This window comes from Mycobacterium sp. 3519A (genome assembly GCF_900240945.1).
In the GTDB taxonomy this organism is placed as follows: Bacteria; Actinomycetota; Actinomycetes; order Mycobacteriales; family Mycobacteriaceae; genus Mycobacterium.
Map to the genome: position 1 here is coordinate 1,492,036 of NZ_OESG01000013.1, position 19,081 is coordinate 1,511,116.

A 19,081-nucleotide genomic window follows, 5' to 3' on the forward strand; every position below is an offset into this window, starting at 1 on the left:
CGGCCCCTTTGCACGTTCGGCTTGGTATGTCACGGCTGGTCACGGGAGATGTGATCCAAGACTCATCCATATTATGAGCACAGACCCACGATATAAGCAAGCACGGACGTCTTTGGTCCGTTCAGCAGGGCATATGTCCCAAAAGTGGCGGGTTACCGTCAAGATGTTTGTGAGCTCAACGGTTGCGGCGACAGCAAGGGGTTTGGCAGTGAGACCTGTACTCGACGAACTGGGCTACTACTTGTTGGCCGGTGCCGGCGGCGAGGGTCCTGCCACGTTGATGGACGAGGCTCGGCGCGGCGAAGAAATGGGCTTCGGCACCGCGTTCATCTCGGAGCGATGGAACGTCAAGGAAGCGTCATCGCTCGTCGGCGCCGCCTGTGCGGTCACCAACCGGATGCAAATCGCCACCGCCGCAACGAATCACAACACCCGACACCCGCTGATCACGGGTTCGTGGGCGACCACCATGCATCGTCTCTCCGGCGGACGGTTCACCCTCGGCCTTGGCCGCGGTATCGCGGCGATGTACGCGGCGTTCGGCATCTCGGCGGTGACCACGGCGCAGATGGAGGACTTCGCCAACGTCATGCGCCGACTGTGGCGCGGCGAGGTGATCTTCAACCACGACGGGCCGATCGGCAACTACCAGGTGCTGTTCCTCGATCCCGATTTCCGCGAGGACATCCGGTTGGCGCTCGTGGCGTTCGGTCCTCAGACTCTGGCGCTGGGCGGGCGGGTCTTCGACGACGTCATCCTGCACACCTACTTCACGCCCGATACGCTGCAGCGCTGCGTGAAGACGGTGAAAGACGCCGCGGAGAAAGCGGGCCGCGATCCCGACAGCGTGCGGGTGTGGTCCTGCTTCGCGACCGTCGGTGATCATCTGCCCGAGGAACTGCGGTTGAAGAAGACCGTGGCCCGGTTGGCGACCTATCTGCAGGGCTACGGCGATCTGCTGGTGAAGACCAACGGCTGGGATCCCGCTGTGCTGCAACGCTTCCGAGAGGACTCCGTCGTCACCTCGATTCCCGGCGGCATCGACCACAAGGCCAGCGCAGAGCAGATCGAGCACATCGCCGGATTGATCCCTGACGAATGGTTGGAGCCGTCAGCCACCGGGTCAGCGCAGCAGTGCGTCGAGCGGATCCGCAAGGAGTTCGACTACGGCGCAGACGCGGTCATCATGCACGGCGCCACTCCCGACGAACTCGAACCGATCGTCGACGCCTACCGCGTGAGCCGGTGATTTGTGTGATGCCTGAGCCGTGGGTGCCGTTGATCCAAACGATCACGAACCGACGCTATCTTTCCGTCGACTTGCCCTCGAACGGCTAACGGCCACCAGACGATAGAGCACCCTTTTCTTGCCTTGGAACGTCCTGAATTTCGACTGCGCAACGTCGGCCACGGCGTTGCAGCAACGACGCTGCCGCAGTTCGCCACGGGCGTAGCCCTGCCCTTGGACCCGCTCGGCCACAGCCGCCCGAATCGTAGATTGAGCCAAAAAAGTCCACTCAAGATTGGCTGTCGGCGACATAGGGGGGTGCAGCCCGCCTCACTAGCGTCTCACCTCATCTCAGAGAAGGGGTTGCGGTGGCCGAAGTCAGCATGCCGGTGCGAGTCAAGGAGTTCCTCGAACAAGAGCAACAGCTCTACATCGGCGGCGGCTTCACCGACTGCTCGGGCGACGTACGTGTACCTGTGCTGGACCCCGCATCCGGTGAACAGATCACCACCGTTGCAGAAGCCACCGCCACTGACATCGATGCTGCGGTCGACGCAGCGCGCAAAGCGTTCGAGTCGCCCGAATGGCGTCAGATGTCTCCGTCAGAACGAGGGCGCATCATCTGGAAGCTCGCCGACCTCATCGAAGAGCACGCCGAGGAGTTCGCCTTCCTCGACTCTTTGGACAACGGCAAACCGATCAGCCTGACGAGGACAGCCGACGTTCCGCTGTCGGTAGACCTGTTCCGCTACATGGCCGGGTGGGCGACGAAGATCGAGGGCAACACCATAGACCACGGTGTTCCGTATGCGCCCACAAGCAAATTCTTCACTTACACCCGCAAGGTCCCGGTAGGGGTTGTCGCACAAATCATTCCGTGGAATTACCCGCTGATGATGGCGGCCTATAAGCTCGCGCCCGCGTTCGCGGCCGGCTGCACCGTTGTGCTCAAGCCGGCTGAGCAGACGCCGCTCTCTGTCCTGTACCTGGCGGATCTGGTCCGTGAGGCAGGGTTCCCGTCGGGCGTGTACAACGTGGTCACTGGCTACGGCGAGTCGGTCGGGGATTATCTGAGTCGCCACCCCGGCATCGACAAGGTCGCCTTCACCGGGTCGACCGAGGTCGGGCGCCTCATCGTCCACAATGCCGCGGAGTCGCTCAAACGGGTTTCACTGGAGCTGGGCGGCAAATCACCGAACATCATCTTCGACGACGCCGACCTCGACGTCGCGATCCCGAAGGCAGCCCAAGCGATCTTCTTCAATCAAGGCCAGGCGTGCTGCGCTGGCTCGCGGTTATTTGTGCACCGCAGCGTGTTAGACGAGGTGGTGGAAGGCATTTCAAAGCTCGCCGCGGCAATGCCGATGGGACGTGGACAGGACGATGAGGTCGAACTCGGGCCGCTGATATCGCGTGAGCAGGTCGATCGGGTATCTCAGTTCGTCGCCACGGCTAAGACCGACGGCGGGATGGTGACCGGCGGTGACCTCGTCGAGCCCGGCTACTTCATGCGCCCGGCAGTCATCACTGACCTGCCGAACACTTCGAAGGCGGTGCAGGACGAGATCTTTGGGCCCGTGGTGGCCGTGATCCCGTTCGACACCGAGGAAGAGGTCATCCGCGAGGCCAACAACACGTCTTACGGGCTGGCTGCCGCGATTTGGACTCGCGACGTCTCGCGGGCGCACCGCGTCTCTGACGCACTTGACGCCGGCACGGTCTGGGTGAATACCTACCACATCTACGATGCTGCGTTGCCCTTCGGCGGGTTCAAGCAGTCCGGATGGGGACGCGAGATGGGTCACGAAGTCTTCAACTCCTACACCGAGACCAAGACCGTCTGCATTGAGCTTCATCCACGCTGAGGGACAACAGCCTTGAGCAACGAGCACCTGCTCGAGCAGCAGACCATCCAACCGATCCCATCCGATAAGCGTCATGGGCATCCGCGCGATCTCTTCCGGCTGTGGTTCGGTGTCAACTTCATGCCCCTCACCGTGGTCACTGGCGCACTGGGGACAACCATCTTCGGGTTGAGCTTCGCGTGGTCACTCGTCGCCGTAGTGGTCGGCAACGCTATCGGCGCGGTGTTCATGGCGCTGCACTCGGTGCAAGGCGCGGTGCTCGGCGTCCCGCAGATGATTCAGAGCCGTGGTCAGTTCGGCATGAAGGGCTCCGCGCTTGTCGTAGTGATCGTGCTGATGATGTACATCGGTTTCCTTGCCTCGATCGTCACTCTTGGCGGACAGACCTTGAATCAAGCCTTCAAAGGCCACATTTCGGTTGATTCCGGCATCGTGGTCACCGGCGTTCTCACAACGGTCATCGTGATCTTCGGGTACCGCCTGATACACGTCTTCAACCGCATTGTGCTCCCGCTGTTTGTGCTCGGCGTCATCGTCATGTTCGTCTGGATGCTTCTGGTCGAGCGAGTGCCGTCGAGCGCGTTCAGCAACGGCGGGTCCACACTGGCCGGGTTCCTCAGCATGACCTCGGTCGCGGCGGTGTGGCAGATCGCTTACGCGCCTTATGTTTCGGACTACTCGCGTTACATGCCCGTGGACATCAACCCGCGCCGCACCTTCTGGTTCTCCTGGGGAGGGACCGCGCTCGGCGGATCGATCCTGATGCTCGCGGGAGTCCTCGCCGGTGCCATCGCGCCCAGCGGAGATCCGCTCGGTGTCATCACCGATTACACCGGCGGGATCGCCTGGCTGATCATGGTCATCTTCTTCATTGGCGCGGTTGATGCGTCGGTCATCAATCTCTACGGGCCAGCACTGTGCTTCGTGACTCTGGTTCAGACTTTCAAGGCCGACTGGCTGCCCGGGGCGCGGGCGCGCGCTCTCGTGACGCTCATGTGGATGGCCATCGCGCTCTACTTGGCGCTGTTCCTTGCCGACCAGTTCCTGGGGAACTACTCGAACTTCGTACTCATGCTGCTATACGTCCTGGTGCCATGGTCGGCCATCAACTTGATCGACTACTATCTGATCAAGCGCGCGCATTACGATGTGCCGTCGTTCTTCGACGCCAGGGGCGGGATCTACGGTCAGGTGATCTGGCCGGCGATGATCGCCTACGTCATCGGGGTTTTGGTACAGATCCCGTTCTTCACGTTGAGCTTCTACACCGGGCCTGCTGCCACCGCTCTCGACCATGTCGACGTTGCTTGGCTGGTGGGGCTTGTCGTGACCTTTGTTGTCTATTACCCGATGGCTAAGGCCAAGTCCCAGTCCATCGTCGCTCCCGGGCGAACGGATATCTCGACTGGAACGGCTGAAGGCGATGGCTTGGGGCGCGCTGCATCAAGCTCTCCTGCCAGCGATCTAGGAGTTTGAGGAGAAGAATGAAGGCAGCAGTGCTCGAAAAGACCCGTAAGCCTCTGGCGCTCATGGAGATAGAGGAGCCGAAGGCCGTTCCTGGGTCGGTCGTGCTGAAGGTAGAAGCAGAGGGCATCTGCCGCACCGACTGGCACGTCTGGAACGGTGACTGGGGCTGGGTTGGGATGAGCCCGGAGTTGCCGCTGGTGATGGGGCACGAGTTTGGTGGCACCGTCGTCGAGGTGGGCGAGGGTGTCAATTCCGTCCGTGTGGGCGACCGCGTCACCACGCCGTTCCACGAGGCGTGCGGCAGGTGTTCCTATTGCCTCGTCGGGCACTCCAACCTCTGCGACGACCTGGAGTTCATCGGGCTCACGCACTCAGGGGGCTACGCGGAGTACACCGAAATCCGCAACGCAGACTTCAATTGCATTCAGCTTCCCGACAATGTCGACGCCCTCAGTGCGGCGGCCATCGGATGCCGTTACATGACGGCTTTCCACGCCGTGACGCGACAGGGGCGTATGGAGCCTGGAGACTGGGTCGTGGTCTACGGGGCAGGGGGCGTCGGGCTCTCGGCAGTTCAGATCGCGAGTTCCCTGGGTGGACAGGTGATCGCGGTGGATCTCGCAGACGACAAGCTGGCGAAGGCGACAGCAGAGGGAGCCGCACACACCATCAATGCCGGGTCGCACGATGCGCCCGCAGCGGTGCGCGAGCTGACTGGCGGCGGCGCTAATGTCGCAATCGGGGGACTGGGTTCGCAAGTCGTGGTAGACGCCGCGTTGATGTCGCTACGAAAGGGCGGCCGCCTCGCTCAAGTCGGCCTGACAAGCCAGGCCGAACAAGGCCGCGTCTCGATCCCGATCGACCACATCATCGAGACCGAGATCGAGCTCGTGGGCAGCGTCGGCAACCCGCACTCCGATTACCCACGTCTGCTGAACCTGGTCCGTCGGGGCATCCTGCAGCCGGCTCGCATCGTCGGCCAGCAGCTTGGGCTTCAAGAGGTGCAGGGCGTCCTCGATGCAATGGACACATTCGAGACGGTCGGGTTCTCTGTCATCACGGAGTTTTGAGAACGCCGGAGGCGCAATCACCCACGGCTAAGGAGGGTGCCGATCGTCGATAGGGCGCCGAGGTTGCAGACGTTAATCGAAGGTGAAACCGGAGAGTCGCCCGACTGACGAACGAGACGGAGGCGTGGCGCACAGATCACGGAAAAATGAGGGTGCGGGACACCGGTTCCGCGGCCGCCTGCCTGGCGTAGATGCCGCGTTGCAGCGCTGACAGCAGCGCGTTGCGGGTCTCTTCTGGGTGAATGAGGTCGTCGAAGCCGAGGTGACCTGCCGACCGGAACGACGCCTCCACCTCGGCTTTGCGTAGTCTCGCTTCGACGTCTTCGGCGGCATGGGACGCCTTGCTCAACGCGGCGGCGCTCATCGCGCCCATGGTGGCGCCGGGGTAGGCGAACGTCGCGCTCTGGTTGTCGAACCCCAACAGCGACATCACCATTGACCCGAAGCCGTAGGCCTTCCGCAGCGTCACATGCAGCTTGAGTGTCGTCGCAGCGGTCTGCGCGGCGAACATTCTGGCGCCACTGCGCAACACGCCGCTTCGCTCGGACCGACTGCCGGGCAGCATCCCCGGGTTGTCGGCGAGGAACACGATCGGCAGGTGAAACGAGTCGGCAACCATGATGAAATGCGCTGCCTTGTCGGCGGCGTCGGCGTCGATGGAGCCGGCGATCACCTTTGGCTGGTTGGCGACCACCGCGACGGGATGTCCGCCGAGATGGGCGAGCGCGCAGATGATGGCCGGCCCGAACTTGGGTTGCACCTCGAACCAGCCGCGCGCGTCGAACACCACGTCGAGGACCGCGCGCATGTCGTAGACGCGGCGGTTGCCGCGGGGGACGATGTCGAGCAGTTCGGGTGTCGAACGCGGTTCGGCCGCTTCGTCTTCGGGTAGCGACGGTGGATACGACCATGCGCTCGGCGGGAAGTACGACAGGTATCGGCGGATGTCGTCCAGCACCGCTTCGTCGTCCTCGGCGAGGTTGTGGATCACGCCGCTGGCCAGCGCGACGTTCGGTCCACCCAGGTCCTCTTTTGAAATGTCTTCGCCCGTAGACTCTTTGACCACCGGCGGTCCGGCGGTGAAGATCGCGCCCTGCCGACTCATGATGGTGAAGTCGCACACCGGAGCCACCAATGCGCCGTGTCCTGCCGAGGGGCCCAGTAGCCCTCCGATCATCGGCACCTTGCCGGAGCACCGCGCCTGGGCCAGCAGGTCGGTGGGGGTGCGGCCGTAATGCTCACCGCTGGGCCGGAAGCCGGCGCCCTCGAGCAGCATCACCAGCGGGATCCGGTCGCGCAGTGCGAGTTCGGCTAGCCGGTAGCGCTTGGCGTTTCCGCCAGGCCCGATGCTGCCCGCCAGGGTGGTGAAGTCCTCGGCGCCGACCATCACCGGCGAACCGTTGATCAGCCCTGAGCCGGCGACGATCCCGTCGGCCGCGATATCGCCGCCGACGAGCGTGCCGAACTCACGAAACGAGCCCTTGTCGAGAAGGTGCTCGAGGCGGGCGCGGGCGTCGAGTTTGCCCTTGCCGTGATGTTTGGCGAGTCGATCGGTGCCGCCCATCGCACGGGCGTGTTGACGGCGGCGGGTCAGTTCATCGAGCGTGCTGTCCCAATCGTCAGCCTTCGTCATGCCTCGACTCCTCTTCGTCCCCTGCCCTTCGGGCGTGGGCCCAGCGGGCCTCGCTCGTTCCTCACTCGTTGTCGTCTTCAGATGTCACGCGCCACTCCTGTCGTCAGAAGGCGATCGTCGCACCGGCATGTTCGCGTTGACCATACTGAATTGCTTACTGTAGCGTCGGCGGCTATGGGTAGCGACGGCGGCCTCAGGGTCGACGCGGCCGTTGCCAGCGGACTCACCCGCGTCGCGGAGGCGGCAGGCACGCTCGAGCGACGGGGCTACGACGGTTGTTGGACCGCCGAGATCAACCACGATCCCTTCTTGCCGTTGGTGCTCGCCGCCGAGCACACCACCCGAATCGAGTTGGGCACCAGCATCGCCGTGGCCTTCGCGCGCAATCCCATGACAGTGGCCAACGTCGGATGGGATCTGCAGGAGTACTCAGGCGGTCGGTTCATACTCGGACTCGGCTCACAGGTGCAGGCCCACATCGAGAAGCGTTTCAGCATGCCGTGGGGCCAGCCCGTGAAACGGATGCGCGAGTTCGTACTGGCGTTGCACGCGATCTGGTCGTGCTGGCGTGACGGCACGAAGTTGAGCTTCGAGGGTGACTTCTACACCCACAAGATCATGACGCCGATGTTCACCCCCGAGCCGCAACCGCACCCGTTTCCAAAGGTGTTCGTCGCGGCAGTCGGTGAGGCGATGACCGAGATGTGCGGCGAGGTCGCCGACGGTGTGCTCGCCCACGCGTTCACCACCAAGCGGTACTTCGAAGAGGTCACCATCCCCGCGTTGATGCGTGGCATCGACCGCTCCGGACGGCAGCGCCGTGAGGTTCAACTATCGGCGCCCATGTTTGTGGTGACGGGGGAGACCGAAGAGCAGTTGACCGCGGCGTCGGCAGGCACGCGCAAGCAGATCGCGTTCTACGGCTCGACGCCGGCGTACCGCAAGGTCCTCGAACTGCACGGGTGGGGAGATCTGCACACCGAGTTGCACCGGCTGAGTCTGCAGGGTGAGTGGGACGCGATGGGTGCGCTCATCGACGACGAGATGCTCGAGGCGTTCGCGGTGGTCGCGCCGCTCGACACGGTGGCGAGCAAGATCCGCGAGCGGTGCGACGGGGTGATCGACCGCGTGCTGGTGGGATTCCCATCGTCGGTGGCCGAGGACACCGTGATCGCCCTGCTCGACGAGATGCGCGGCCAGTCTGTGCGGAGTCGCCCGTGACCGTGCCGACGATGGACGAAGCCGCCAAGGTGTTCGCCGACCCGCTGGCGTACACCGACGAGGCGAAACTGCATGCAACGCTGGCGCATCTGCGTGCCCACGCCCCGGTGGCGCGGGTCGAGGTGCCGTCCTACCGGCCGTTCTGGGCGATCACCAAGCACGCGGACGTCATGGCCATCGAGCGCGATAACGCATTGTTCACCAACTCGCCACGACCGGTGCTGATGACGGAAGAGGCCGACGAACAGCAGGCGGCGATCGGCATCAACACACTCATTCACATGGACGACCCGCAACACCGGGTGGTGCGGGCGATCGGCGCGGACTGGTTCCGGCCGAAGGCGATGCGCGCGATGAAGGTTCGCGTCGACGAACTCGCCAAGCGGTTCGTGGACGGCATGGCGCAGGCAGGCCACGAGTGCGACTTCGTCCAGGAGGTCGCGGTGAACTACCCGCTTTACGTGATCATGTCGATGCTTGGCCTGGCCGAAGAAGACTTCCCCCGGATGCTCAAGTACACCCAGGAGATGTTCGGCAACGACGACCCCGAACTGCAGCGTGGTACCACCAAAGAAGAGCAGATGGCGTCGCTGCTCGACATGTTCGCGTACTTCACCGCGGTGACGGCGTCTCGCCGCGAGCGTCCGACCGAGGATCTGGCGTCGGCCATCGCCAACGCCACGATCGACGGCGAACCGCTGAACGACATCGAGACGGTGTCGTACTACGCGATCGTCGCCGCCGCGGGCCACGACACCACCAGCGCGGTGATCTCCGGTGGGCTACACGCGCTGATCGAGCATCCCGACCAACTCGCCCGACTCAAGGCCGACATGGATCTGATGCCGTTGGCCACCGAGGAGATGATCCGTTGGGTCACGCCGGTCAAGGAGTTCATGCGAACGGCTCAGGAGGACACCACCGTTCGCGGTGTGCCGATCGCCGCGGGTGAATCGGTGCTGCTGTCATACGCGTCGGCGAACCGCGACGAGGAAATCTTCGACGACCCGTTCGCATTCGACGTCGGCCGTGATCCCAACAGACACAACGCGTTCGGTTACGGGGTGCACTTCTGTCTTGGTGCGGCGTTGGCCCGGATGGAGGTCAACAGTTTCTTCTCGGAGCTGGTTCCGCGACTGGAGTCGATCGAACTGACCGGCGATCCCCAACACATCGCGACGATCTTCGTCGGCGGACTCAAGCACTTGCCGATTCGCTACGCGCTGAGCTGATTGCGCTTACGTTGGCAGCGGGATCCAGATCCCGAAGAACCAGAAACCCCATTGTTTGCGCACCGGATCCCAGACTGGTTGCACATTGAAACCGTAGTAGTCGAAGTCTGGCGGAGGCGGTGCGTCGTACAGTGGCAGCGGCCCGAGGTATGGCGGCCTCGGGGGCGGGCCGTGACCCCATGGCGGCAGACCGTCACCCCATGGAGCGCCGTGAAAATGACCGTGCCAGTCGCTGTCATTCGGGTTCCACGGTGGCTGCCAGTTGTGCCCGTCGTCTGCACCTGATCCGTGATGGTCAGGCCCTGCTGGTGCTCCGGGGTCGTGTGGTGTGCCAGCAGGCGCAGGCCCGGTTGGCGCGTCCGGCCTGCCAGGTGTGGCAGGGGTGTCAGGCCCGTTAGGCGCCGTGGGATTCGCGGGGCCGCTTGGGGTTTCGGGCCCGACCGGCCCGGCGGGTGCCGCTGGCGCCGCGGGCGCCTCAGGTCCGCTCGGTGCTGCGGGCGCCGCTGGTGCGGCGGGTGCGTCGGGTCCGCTCGGTGCTGCGGGTGCCGCTGGTGCGGCGGGTGCGTCGGGTCCGCTTGGCGCCGCTGGTGCAGCCGGTACGGCGGGTGCACTTCCGCCGCCGCCGGTGTCGCTGGGAAAAAACGGACTGGCGCCACCGCCGAGTCCGCCACCAAGAGAGGGTTTTTTTTTCCAAGCAAAAGAGGCCATACGAAATGGGGGCCCGTCTGTTGGGCCCGGAGGTGTGTAAAAGAACCAGACCCGCCTCCGCCACTGGAGCTGCCACCTCCGCTGGAGCTGCCACCTCCGCTGGAGCCGCCACCTCCGCCGCTCGAGCCGCCTCCGCCCCCGGCAAGGGGCGGACCGCCAGGACTGCGGAGTCCGGCGGGATCAGGCATGGCGCTCGCCACGTTTGACCCGAAGCCGATTCCGGTTGCGGTCAGAACGCAGGTGATTGCTGCCCCAGTCACGATGTGCACGAGCTTCACGGCTGGCCTTTCTCCGAGTCCTTAGTCGCTTTCGCGTCACACGCAAAGGTAGGAACGCGGATTATGAGCCAGCTATGCGCTCGATCTCAGTGTGCTGCCAGGCCGATTCTCGCGGCCATGAACTTGACAGGAAACCCCAAGGCCGCCAAGGGATTCTTTTCAGTTGCGGCGAAGCGGAGAGCCGAAGGAGCGGCCGCCCCGGGCACAGGGGCGGCCGCCCTCCCTTCGGGTCAGATCGGGAGTGGAATCCAGATCCCGAAGAAATAGAAACCCCATTGGTTGTAGCCGGGGTCCCAGATCGGCTGCTCCTGGAAGCCCCAGTAATTGATCGGTGGCGGCGGTGGCCCAAACGGATCCGGTAACGGTCCGTCCCACGGAGGAGGTGGCGGGGCGCCCCATCCCCAAGGAGGCAGATCATTGCCCCAGGGCGCGTTGTGGAACCGGCCGCGCCAGTCGTTGTCTCCCGGATTCCACGGTGGTCGCCAATCGTGGTTGTCCGGTCCGCGGAAGCCGGGGCCGCCGGGATTGTGGAAGTCGCCCGGGCCTCCGGGTCCACCCGGTCCGCGGAAATCACCGGGGCCGCCCGGTCCGCGGAAATCGCCGGGTCCACCCGGTCCACGGTCCTGTGGCGGCCCGCCGGGTCCGCGGAAATCGCCTGGCGGCCCGCCGGGTCCACGGTCCTGTGGCGGCCCGCCGGGTCCACGATCCTGTGGCGGCCCGCCGGGTCCACGATCCTGTGGGGGACCACCGGGTCCACGGTCTTGCGGTGGCCCACCGGGTCCACGCTCGGGCGGGCCGCCTGGACCGCCACCCGGACCGCCGCCGCATTGCGCTCCTGGCACCGGACTGCACGGTGCAGCGTTCGCAACGCCTGCGCCTAGACCGATTCCGGTGATGCCGAGAGCACAGCCGATCGCTGCGCCAGCGATCGCTTGTTTGAAGTTCATTCCTGGCCTTTCGCGCGTCGAGAGACGCCCCAACCCGAACGCGAGGCTAGGCAGGCACCCTAAGAGCGAGCTATGCGGCGAGTAGCAATCTGCTGGGCGCCACCTCAGCGTGGCGCATTGGTCCTGTCCAACTGCGCCTGCAGCGTGTTGGCGCCAAGGCTGGAGTCCTTCTTGCCGTGGGAGAGGGCGCGGATGGAGACGTCGTGGCCTTCGGCGGCTTTGCGGAGTGCGCCGACGGTGGCTTGTTCGCGGCTGATGTGGGTGAACGGGTCCCAGTGATACCAGCGCATCGCGTTTTCGTAGGTCATCTTGTTGACCTCGTCGTCGGGCACGTTGTTGGCGGTCAACACCTCATGCAGCTGCTCAGGCGCCCCCGGCCACATGCTGTCGGAGTGTGGGTAGTCGGCTTCCCAGCAGATGTTGTCGATACCGATCTCGTTGCGCAGCTTGACCCCCACCGGATCGGAGATGAAACAGGTCAAGAAGTGCTCCCGGAACACCTCCGAGGGCAGCTTGCCCTTGAAGTCCTGGCCGGTCCAGGTGGAATGCATCTCATAGGTGCGATCCGCACGCTCCAAAAAGTAGGGAATCCAGCCGGTACCACCCTCACTCAACGCGACCTTGAGATCGGGGTACTTCTTGATCGGCTTGGACCACAACAAATCCGCCGCGGCCTGCACGATGTTCATCGGCTGCAAAGTGATCATCACATCCATCGGCGCATCCGGCGCGGTGATCGCCAACCGGCCCGACGACCCGATATGCACATTCATCACCGTGTCGGTATCCACCAACGCCTCCCACAACGGCGTCCAGTAATCATCATGAAAACTCGGATACCCCATCGCGGCCGGATTCTCGGTGAACGTCAACGCATGCACACCGCGTTTGGCGTTGCGGCGCACCTCGGCCGCGCACGCTTCGGCGTCCCAGATCACCGGCAGACACATCGGAATGAACCGCGCCGGATACTGCCCGCACCACTCCTCGACATGCCAATCGTTGTAGGCCTGCAACAACGCCAACGAAAACTGCGGATCCTCAGTGGCGAACAACCGGCCGGCGAAACCCGGAAACGACGGAAAGCAGATCGAGCCCAGAATGCCTCCGGCGTTCATGTCCTTGACCCGCTCATCGACCTTCCAACACCCCGGCCGGATCTCATCCAAACCCTGCGGCTCCAGCCCGTACTCCTCCTTCGGCCGACCCGCAACCGCATTGAGCGCCACATTCGGGATCACCACATCACGGAACTGCCAAGTATCCGAACCATCCGGGTTATGCACCAACCGCGGCGCCTCATCCAAATACTTCTTCGGCAGATGATTCTTGAACATGTCCGGCGGCTCGACCACATGGTCATCCACGCTGATCAGAATCATGTCCTCTTTATTCATAACTTCGACTCCTCGTCGCCTTGCCATCAACGTACGGCCGCGACGCGTGACGATGTCCCGATTCGAATCATCTGCGGCGTCAATTTCGTTGTGCCGCTGAAACTTGCGTTTAACGCGGGATGGCGAGCCCATCGCGACGCCACACGCTAGGCTTCTGTCTCGTGGCCTGGGGGGGACTCGAGCGGCTGCACGCGGAGATACGGGCGCGCGCAGCGTTGGTCGACGCCGGGTCGGCGGCGGTCGCCGCTCGGCCCGACCATCGGTTGCGCTGGTTCGGGTTGCGCTTCGCCAGCCACGAGACCGAGGGCCAGTACCGCAAGTGGCGTATCGCGACGGCGACACCGTTCGCACGCGTTGGCTACATCGGGTCGATCCCGAGCTGGTGCCTGTTGCTGGTGGCGGTCATCGTTCTCGACGTCGACTCCGCGGGCAAGGCGGTGCCGCCGATCGTCGGCTGGGTCGTACTGCTCATCGTGCTCACCGCGTTGACATTCCCGGAGGCACTGCGTCCGTCGGTGATGCCGCTCGCAGCGCTCGCCAACTGTCTGGCGGGATTCCTGATCGTCTGGCTGTTGTCCGATGTACTGGTGACCTCGGAGGGGCCGGCGTGGCGGGCCGGCGCCATGACCGGCGGCATGCTGATCGTGATGTTCTTCGGCTTCGCGATCTTTCGAGTCCCGCCCATGCTCGCGGTGGCGGGGGTGACGCCGTACGTCGCTTTCGCCTCCTATCGCCTCTACGACAGTTACGACGCCGGCCGGATCAGCGCCGTCGAGGCGGGCGGGCTGGGCGCGATCCAGTGGATCGCCTACCTGGGCTGCCTGCTGGTCTGCATCGTCATCGAGATCGTGTCGCGCCGCTCGTTCTGCAAAGACCAGATCATCGGCGCGCAGCAGCGCGACCTGCAGCGCAGCGCCGAGACGATCCGGCGTTACGTACCAGCCGCTGTCGCCAAGCACATCGTCGCCGGCGACACCGCGGGCATCGGGGAGCCGTCGCGGCGACGCGTCACCGTCCTGTTCATCGACCTCGTCGGATTCACGATGTTGGCCGACCGTGTCGAGGCGGAGGTGCTCACGCTCATCGTCAACGACTACATGTCGGCGATGACCGAGATCGTCGACGACTTCGGCGGAACGGTCAGCGAATTCGGCGGCGACGGGTTCATGGCGATGTTCGGCGCGCCCGACGAGATGGACCCGGAGGAGCAGGCCGTCCGCGCCGTCCGCGCCGCCCAGGCGATGCAGGCCCGACTGCCGTCCTTGGAGGAAGGCTGGCGCAAACTCGGTGCGACCGAACCGCTGAAGATGCGCGCCGGCATCAACAGCGGCGTGCTGAGCGTGGGCAGCTTCGGCTCGAACGGCCGGATGATCTACACGGCCATCGGGCTGCAGGCCAACATTGCGGCGCGACTCCAGACCAAGTGCGAGCCCGGCGGGATCCTGCTCAGCGATGCGACCTGGCACCTGGTCAAGGACAGGATCTGTTGTGAGCCGCAGGGGGAGGTCGAGTGCAAAGGCGTGCACTACCCCGTACGGGTGCACGTGCCGCTTGCCGAATGAGCCGCTGCTAGCAGCAGCGCGGGTTGGGGTTCGACTCCGTCGCGTCGTGCCGCATCCGCCAATACTCCCGCTCGGACATCACCGGTTCGCCCGGGTGCGTACGCCTGCGATGCTCGACGTAGCGCCGGTAATGGTTGTCACCCATCAATGTGCCCCAGTACCAACCGATCTGGCGTGCGACTTCGGTAGCGCGTCCCATTGCTTTTGCACCTCCCGTTCCGGCTTGGTGGGAATGAGGCCCGATGGCGCGAAGATCCGCGACGGCACCGGTTCGTCCTCGGTCAACGGTGTGGCCGTGCCGCGAAGTGATTTGAGCACCACGACGATTCCGGCGACGAACACGATGACGACGACGGACGCGAACACGATCGACAATGTCCCCTGGATGAACGTGTTGCGGACGATCTTGTCGACGTCGGCCGGGGTCTTGGCGCTCAGGCACAGTTTGCCCGCCGCCTGCGCCGCTTCGCAGATGCTGTGCTGCTTCCAGTAGCCGACCTTCGGGTCGGCGGAGAAGATCTTCTGCCACGATGCGGTCAAGGTGACGACGAGATCCCAGAACAACGGAAGTGCCGGTATCCACGCCCATTTCACGAGTCCGCGCTTGACGACCACGACGGTGACCACCGTCAGCGCAATCGCGGCCAACAGTTGATTGGCGATGCCGAACAACGGGAACAGTGTGTTGATGCCGCCGAGCGGATCGGTGACGCCCATCAGCAGGATGCTGCCCCACGCGGCGACGACGATGACGCTGCAAATCCACGCGCCCACACGCCAACTCGGGTTCTGCAGCTTCTTCATCGGCCCGCCGAGATTGCCGAGACCGTCGGAGAGCATGAACCGCGCGACGCGTGTGCCCGCGTCGACAGTGGTGAGGATGAACAGCGCCTCGAACATGATCGCGAAGTGGTACCAGAACGCTTTGAGCGCTTGGCCGCCGAACACCTGGTGCAGCACCTCCGACATGCCGAACGCGAGCGTCGGCGCCCCGCCGGTGCGCGACACGATGCTCTTCTCGCCGACGGCCTCTGCCGCCTGGGTGATTTCGCCCGGGGTGATCGGATTGCCGGAAAGGCCAAGACCGTTGACGTAGTCAGCCGCGGTCTGCGCGGTGGTGCCGGTCTGCGCCGCAGGCGCATTCATCACGAAGTACAGATGCTGGTTGATGATGGCCGCGGTGATCAACGCCATGATCGCGACGAACGACTCGGTGAGCATGCCGCCGTAGCCGATCAGCCGCATCTGGCTTTCCTTCTCCAGCAGCTTCGGCGTGGTGCCCGACGAGATGAGCGCGTGGAAGCCCGACAGCGCCCCGCAGGCGATCGTGATGAACAGGAACGGGAACAGTGAACCGGCGAACACCGGGCCGGTGCCCTTCGTGGCGAACTGGGAGATCGCGGGCGCCTCCATGATGGGGCGGGCCAACAGGATGCCGATCGCCAGCAGCGCGATGGTGCCGACCTTCATGAACGTCGACAAGTAGTCGCGAGGCGCGAGCAGCAACCACACCGGCAGCACCGACGCGCAGAACCCGTAGATGATGATGCACCACGACAGGGTCACCTTCGACAGCGTGAACCAGTCTGCACCCCACGAGGTTTCAGCGACCCAGCCGCCCGCGACCACGGCCAGCAGCAACAGCGCGACGCCGATCAGCGACACCTCGGAAACCCGGCCTGGACGCAGGAACCGCAAGTAGATACCCATGAAGATCGCGATCGGAATCGTCATCGCGATGGAGAAGACGCCCCACGGGCTTTCGGCGAGCGCGCCGACGACCACCAGCGCCAGCACCGCGAGCAGGATCACCATGATCACCAGCACGCCGATGATGGCCGCGGCGCCGCCGATGGCGCCGAGTTCGTCGCGCGCCATCTGGCCAAGGGAGCGGCCGCGTCGACGCACCGAAATCGACAACACCAGATAGTCCTGCACGCAACCGGCGAGTACGGCGCCGATGATGATCCAGATGGTGCCGGGCAGATAGCCCATCTGCATCGCGAGTACGGGGCCGACAAGCGGTCCCGCGCCTGCGATCGCAGCAAAGTGATGACCGTAGAGCACCCGCCGGTCGGTCGGCATGTAGTCGGTGCCGTTTTCGAAAAGCTCAGCGGGGGTGGCGGTGTCGTCACGCGGACGCACGATCTTCATTTCGATCAGCCGCGCATAGAAGCGGAAGCCGATCACGTAGGTGCAGATCGCGGCGATGACGAACCACACCGCGTTCACGGTCTCCCCGCGGAAGAACGCGATGATCGCCCACGCGATCGCGCCGAGCAGCGCGACGATCCCGAAGATGATCTTGTGTTTGGTGGTGATCGGGGACCGGTCGATGATTGCTACCGGCGGCAGATCCTTTTCGGTGCGGATATAGGTGACGTCGCCGTCTTGCTCCTCGATGCGGTCCGATGGTGCGGCGGTGGGTGTTGCCACGGTCTCTCCCTGAAACATCGCTGTTCTACCCGGTGCAGTGATCCTTTCACCGCACGAAACGGCGTTGGGCCGATTCCCAGGTTTCACTTCGGTTATGACCCACGTTCATACAGGGCGCGCACAGTCTCGACGGTGTCGGCCTCTGCCGGGCTCTTGTCGTCCCGATAGCGCAGAACGCGGGCGAATCGCAAAGCCATCCCGCCCGGATAGCGCGACGAGCCCTGAACGCCGTCGAACGCGATCTCGACGACCTGCTCGGGCCGCACCTTGACGACGTAGCCGTCGGTGGGCCCGTCGGCCAACTCCGTGAACCGGGCGGTCTGCCACTCGAGCATCGCGTCGGTCATGCCCTTGAAAGTCTTTCCCAGCATGACGAATCCGCCCGTCGCGGGGTCGCGCGCGCCGAGATGAATGTTGGAAAGTTTGCCTGTGCGGCGGCCGGACCCCCATTCGACTGCGAGGACCACCAGATCGAGAGTGTGCACCGGCTTGACCTTGAGCCAACCCGCGCCGCGCCGACCCGCTTCATAGGGCGCGGTAAGCGACTTGGCCATCACCCCTTCGTGACCCGCGTCGAGGGTGACGTCGAGAAACCGTTGCGCGGCCTCGGCGTCGTCGGTGATCAACCGGTCCACCCGGTGGGCGGACGGCACGATGGCGTCCAACGCGGCGATCCGGTCTCTGGCAGGCAGGTCCAGCAGATCCTCACCGTCGAGGTGCAGCAGGTCGAAGACGAACACCGACAACGGTTGTGCGTCTCTGGCCGCCGCGATGTCGACCGAGCGGCCGAACCGTGACGCGGTCACCTGGAATCGGTGCGGCCGACCGTCGGGTCGCAGCGCGATGGCCTCGGCGTCGGCGATCAGGTCGGTGACGGGCAGTGCCAATGCCGCTTCGACGACCTCTGGTAGCCGTTCGGTGACGTCGTCGAGGCTGCGGGTGTAGATCGAGACGTCGTTGCCTGCGCGATGGACCTGTACCCGCGCACCGTCCAGCTTGGCCTCGAAAACGCCTGTGCCACCGAGGCGTTCGAGTGCTTCACGAACACCGGTGGCGGTCTGGGCGAGCATCGGGCCGACGGGTTGTCCGACTTTGAGGGTGAACCGGTCGAGCGCGGTTTCGTCCCCGGTGAGCGCGGCGGCCGCGACCGCGGGCAGGTCGCCCCCCAGCATCGCGGCTCGGCGCACGACGGGTGCGGCGATGCCGGCGGCCTTTGCGACGGCGTCGGCCATCACGCCGACGAGAGCGCCCTGGCGCAGTTCGCCGCCGAGCAGCCTGCGCAGGAAGGTCTGCTCGGATTCGGTGGCCGCGGCGAACAGTCCGGTGACCAGGCCGGCCCGACGGGCCTGCGAACCCTTGCCCGCGACCTGGCCGATCTCGCTGAACGCCGCATCGACCTGCAGCACGGTCAGCGTCGGCTGATCGGCCGCAGGCGGCAGCGAGCGCAACGCCGCCCAGCCGACCCCGATCTGGCGTTGCGGCAGCTCGCCGGACAACCAGGACACCACGACCGCGACCTGCTTGGGGTCCCCCTCGGCGCCCGCCACCCGCAGCAGGTCCGCGATGCGGGTGATTTTGGCCAGCCGTGCGGAGATCGCGCCAACTTCGGCCGACGCGGCGGCCACGTCACTCAGCTGCACGGCCCCAGCCTGGCACGGCCGTCAGACATCTCCCAGGAACCCGGCCAGCACGGCCGCCTCGGCGTGCAGCGTGGTTGCGCGTTCGGGGTGTGTCGCAGCGACGGAGCGGGCAGCAGCGAGGCGCTCGTCGATCTCGCCGTGCAGCAGTTCGCGGATCTCGGCGTCGGACAGCTCGCGACGCGCGGCCTCCGCGGCGCCCAGTCCGGCGACGGCGTTGGCTATCGCGCCGCGGGACAGTCTGTCCGGCAGGGCGGGTACGGCTTCGGCGTTGTCGATCGCACTCAGTGCGCAGCGCAACGCCGAAACGCGGGTGGCGTCCCGGTTCTTTCGTGCGGCAAGCAGCTCGTCGCGCAGCTTGGCTCGCCAGAGAGTTGCGTGCGACATGGCATGCCAACCT

Annotated in this window: 14 protein-coding genes; 7 read left to right on the forward strand and 7 right to left on the reverse strand. The window is 64.8% G+C overall.

Going from position 1 to position 19,081, the window contains the following annotated elements:
• Positions 1-208: 208 nt before the first annotated feature.
• The 4 genes from C1A30_RS15075 (at position 209) to C1A30_RS15090 (ending at position 5,630) form a co-directional block, all read left to right on the forward strand.
• On the forward strand, positions 209-1,249 hold the full coding sequence (locus tag C1A30_RS15075) for a TIGR03857 family LLM class F420-dependent oxidoreductase (protein WP_369974128.1): 1,041 nt from the start codon (positions 209-211) through the stop codon (positions 1,247-1,249).
• A gap of 347 nt (positions 1,250-1,596) precedes the next feature.
• Complete coding sequence (locus C1A30_RS15080; protein ID WP_235009914.1) at positions 1,597-3,093, forward strand: aldehyde dehydrogenase family protein; 1,497 nt, start codon at positions 1,597-1,599, stop codon at positions 3,091-3,093.
• Positions 3,094-3,105: 12 nt separating this feature from the next.
• On the forward strand, positions 3,106-4,569 hold the full coding sequence (locus C1A30_RS15085; protein ID WP_101949053.1) for a cytosine permease: 1,464 nt from the start codon (positions 3,106-3,108) through the stop codon (positions 4,567-4,569).
• A gap of 8 nt (positions 4,570-4,577) precedes the next feature.
• Entirely contained in the window at positions 4,578-5,630 is a 1,053-nt protein-coding gene (locus tag C1A30_RS15090; RefSeq protein WP_101949054.1) for an alcohol dehydrogenase catalytic domain-containing protein, read from the forward strand.
• A gap of 136 nt (positions 5,631-5,766) precedes the next feature.
• Here C1A30_RS15090 and C1A30_RS15095 read toward each other — a convergent pair whose 3' ends face one another.
• Positions 5,767-7,263, reverse strand: coding sequence for an acyl-CoA carboxylase subunit beta (locus C1A30_RS15095; protein ID WP_101949055.1), 1,497 nt, complete (start codon positions 7,261-7,263; stop codon positions 5,767-5,769).
• 174 nt (positions 7,264-7,437) lie between these two features.
• Between C1A30_RS15095 and C1A30_RS15100 the strand changes: the two genes are divergently transcribed.
• Together C1A30_RS15100 and C1A30_RS15105 are read left to right on the forward strand one after the other, a co-directional pair.
• Positions 7,438-8,484 (forward strand): LLM class F420-dependent oxidoreductase, encoded by a 1,047-nt coding sequence (locus C1A30_RS15100; RefSeq protein WP_101949056.1) that lies wholly within the window; start codon positions 7,438-7,440, stop codon positions 8,482-8,484.
• An 11-nt stretch (positions 8,485-8,495) separates the two neighbouring features.
• Positions 8,496-9,716 carry a cytochrome P450 gene (locus C1A30_RS15105; protein WP_101950217.1) on the forward strand — a complete coding sequence of 407 codons (1,221 nt, stop codon included), beginning with the start codon at positions 8,496-8,498 and terminating at the stop codon, positions 9,714-9,716.
• A gap of 1,216 nt (positions 9,717-10,932) precedes the next feature.
• Here C1A30_RS15105 and C1A30_RS35620 read toward each other — a convergent pair.
• Together C1A30_RS35620 and C1A30_RS15120 are read right to left on the reverse strand one after the other, a co-directional pair.
• Positions 10,933-11,649, reverse strand: coding sequence for a chitin-binding protein (locus C1A30_RS35620; protein ID WP_101949058.1), 717 nt, complete (start codon positions 11,647-11,649; stop codon positions 10,933-10,935).
• Positions 11,650-11,753: 104 nt separating this feature from the next.
• Positions 11,754-13,046 carry an amidohydrolase family protein gene (locus tag C1A30_RS15120; RefSeq protein ID WP_101949059.1) on the reverse strand — a complete coding sequence of 431 codons (1,293 nt, stop codon included), beginning with the start codon at positions 13,044-13,046 and terminating at the stop codon, positions 11,754-11,756.
• 161 nt (positions 13,047-13,207) lie between these two features.
• Between C1A30_RS15120 and C1A30_RS15125 the strand changes: the two genes are divergently transcribed.
• Positions 13,208-14,608 (forward strand): adenylate/guanylate cyclase domain-containing protein, encoded by a 1,401-nt coding sequence (locus C1A30_RS15125; RefSeq protein ID WP_160112751.1) that lies wholly within the window; start codon positions 13,208-13,210, stop codon positions 14,606-14,608.
• A 7-nt stretch (positions 14,609-14,615) separates the two neighbouring features.
• Here the strand turns inward: C1A30_RS15125 and C1A30_RS15130 are convergent, their stop codons facing one another.
• The 4 genes from C1A30_RS15130 to C1A30_RS15145 form a co-directional block, all read right to left on the reverse strand.
• Positions 14,616-14,807, reverse strand: coding sequence for a YbdD/YjiX family protein (locus tag C1A30_RS15130; protein WP_101949061.1), 192 nt, complete (start codon positions 14,805-14,807; stop codon positions 14,616-14,618).
• Positions 14,753-17,044: a carbon starvation CstA family protein gene (locus C1A30_RS15135; protein WP_101950218.1), complete on the reverse strand. Its 2,292-nt coding sequence runs from the start codon at positions 17,042-17,044 to the stop codon at positions 14,753-14,755. Before C1A30_RS15135 ends, C1A30_RS15130 begins: the two co-directional genes overlap by 55 nt.
• A 92-nt stretch (positions 17,045-17,136) precedes the next feature.
• On the reverse strand, positions 17,137-18,684 hold the full coding sequence (locus C1A30_RS15140; RefSeq protein ID WP_101949062.1) for an ATP-dependent DNA ligase: 1,548 nt from the start codon (positions 18,682-18,684) through the stop codon (positions 17,137-17,139).
• A 21-nt stretch (positions 18,685-18,705) separates the two neighbouring features.
• The gene (locus C1A30_RS15145; protein ID WP_101949063.1) at positions 18,706-19,068 is read right to left on the reverse strand and encodes a glutamyl-tRNA amidotransferase; all 363 of its coding nucleotides are present in this window, start codon (positions 19,066-19,068) and stop codon (positions 18,706-18,708) included.
• Positions 19,069-19,081: the final 13 nt, after the last annotated feature.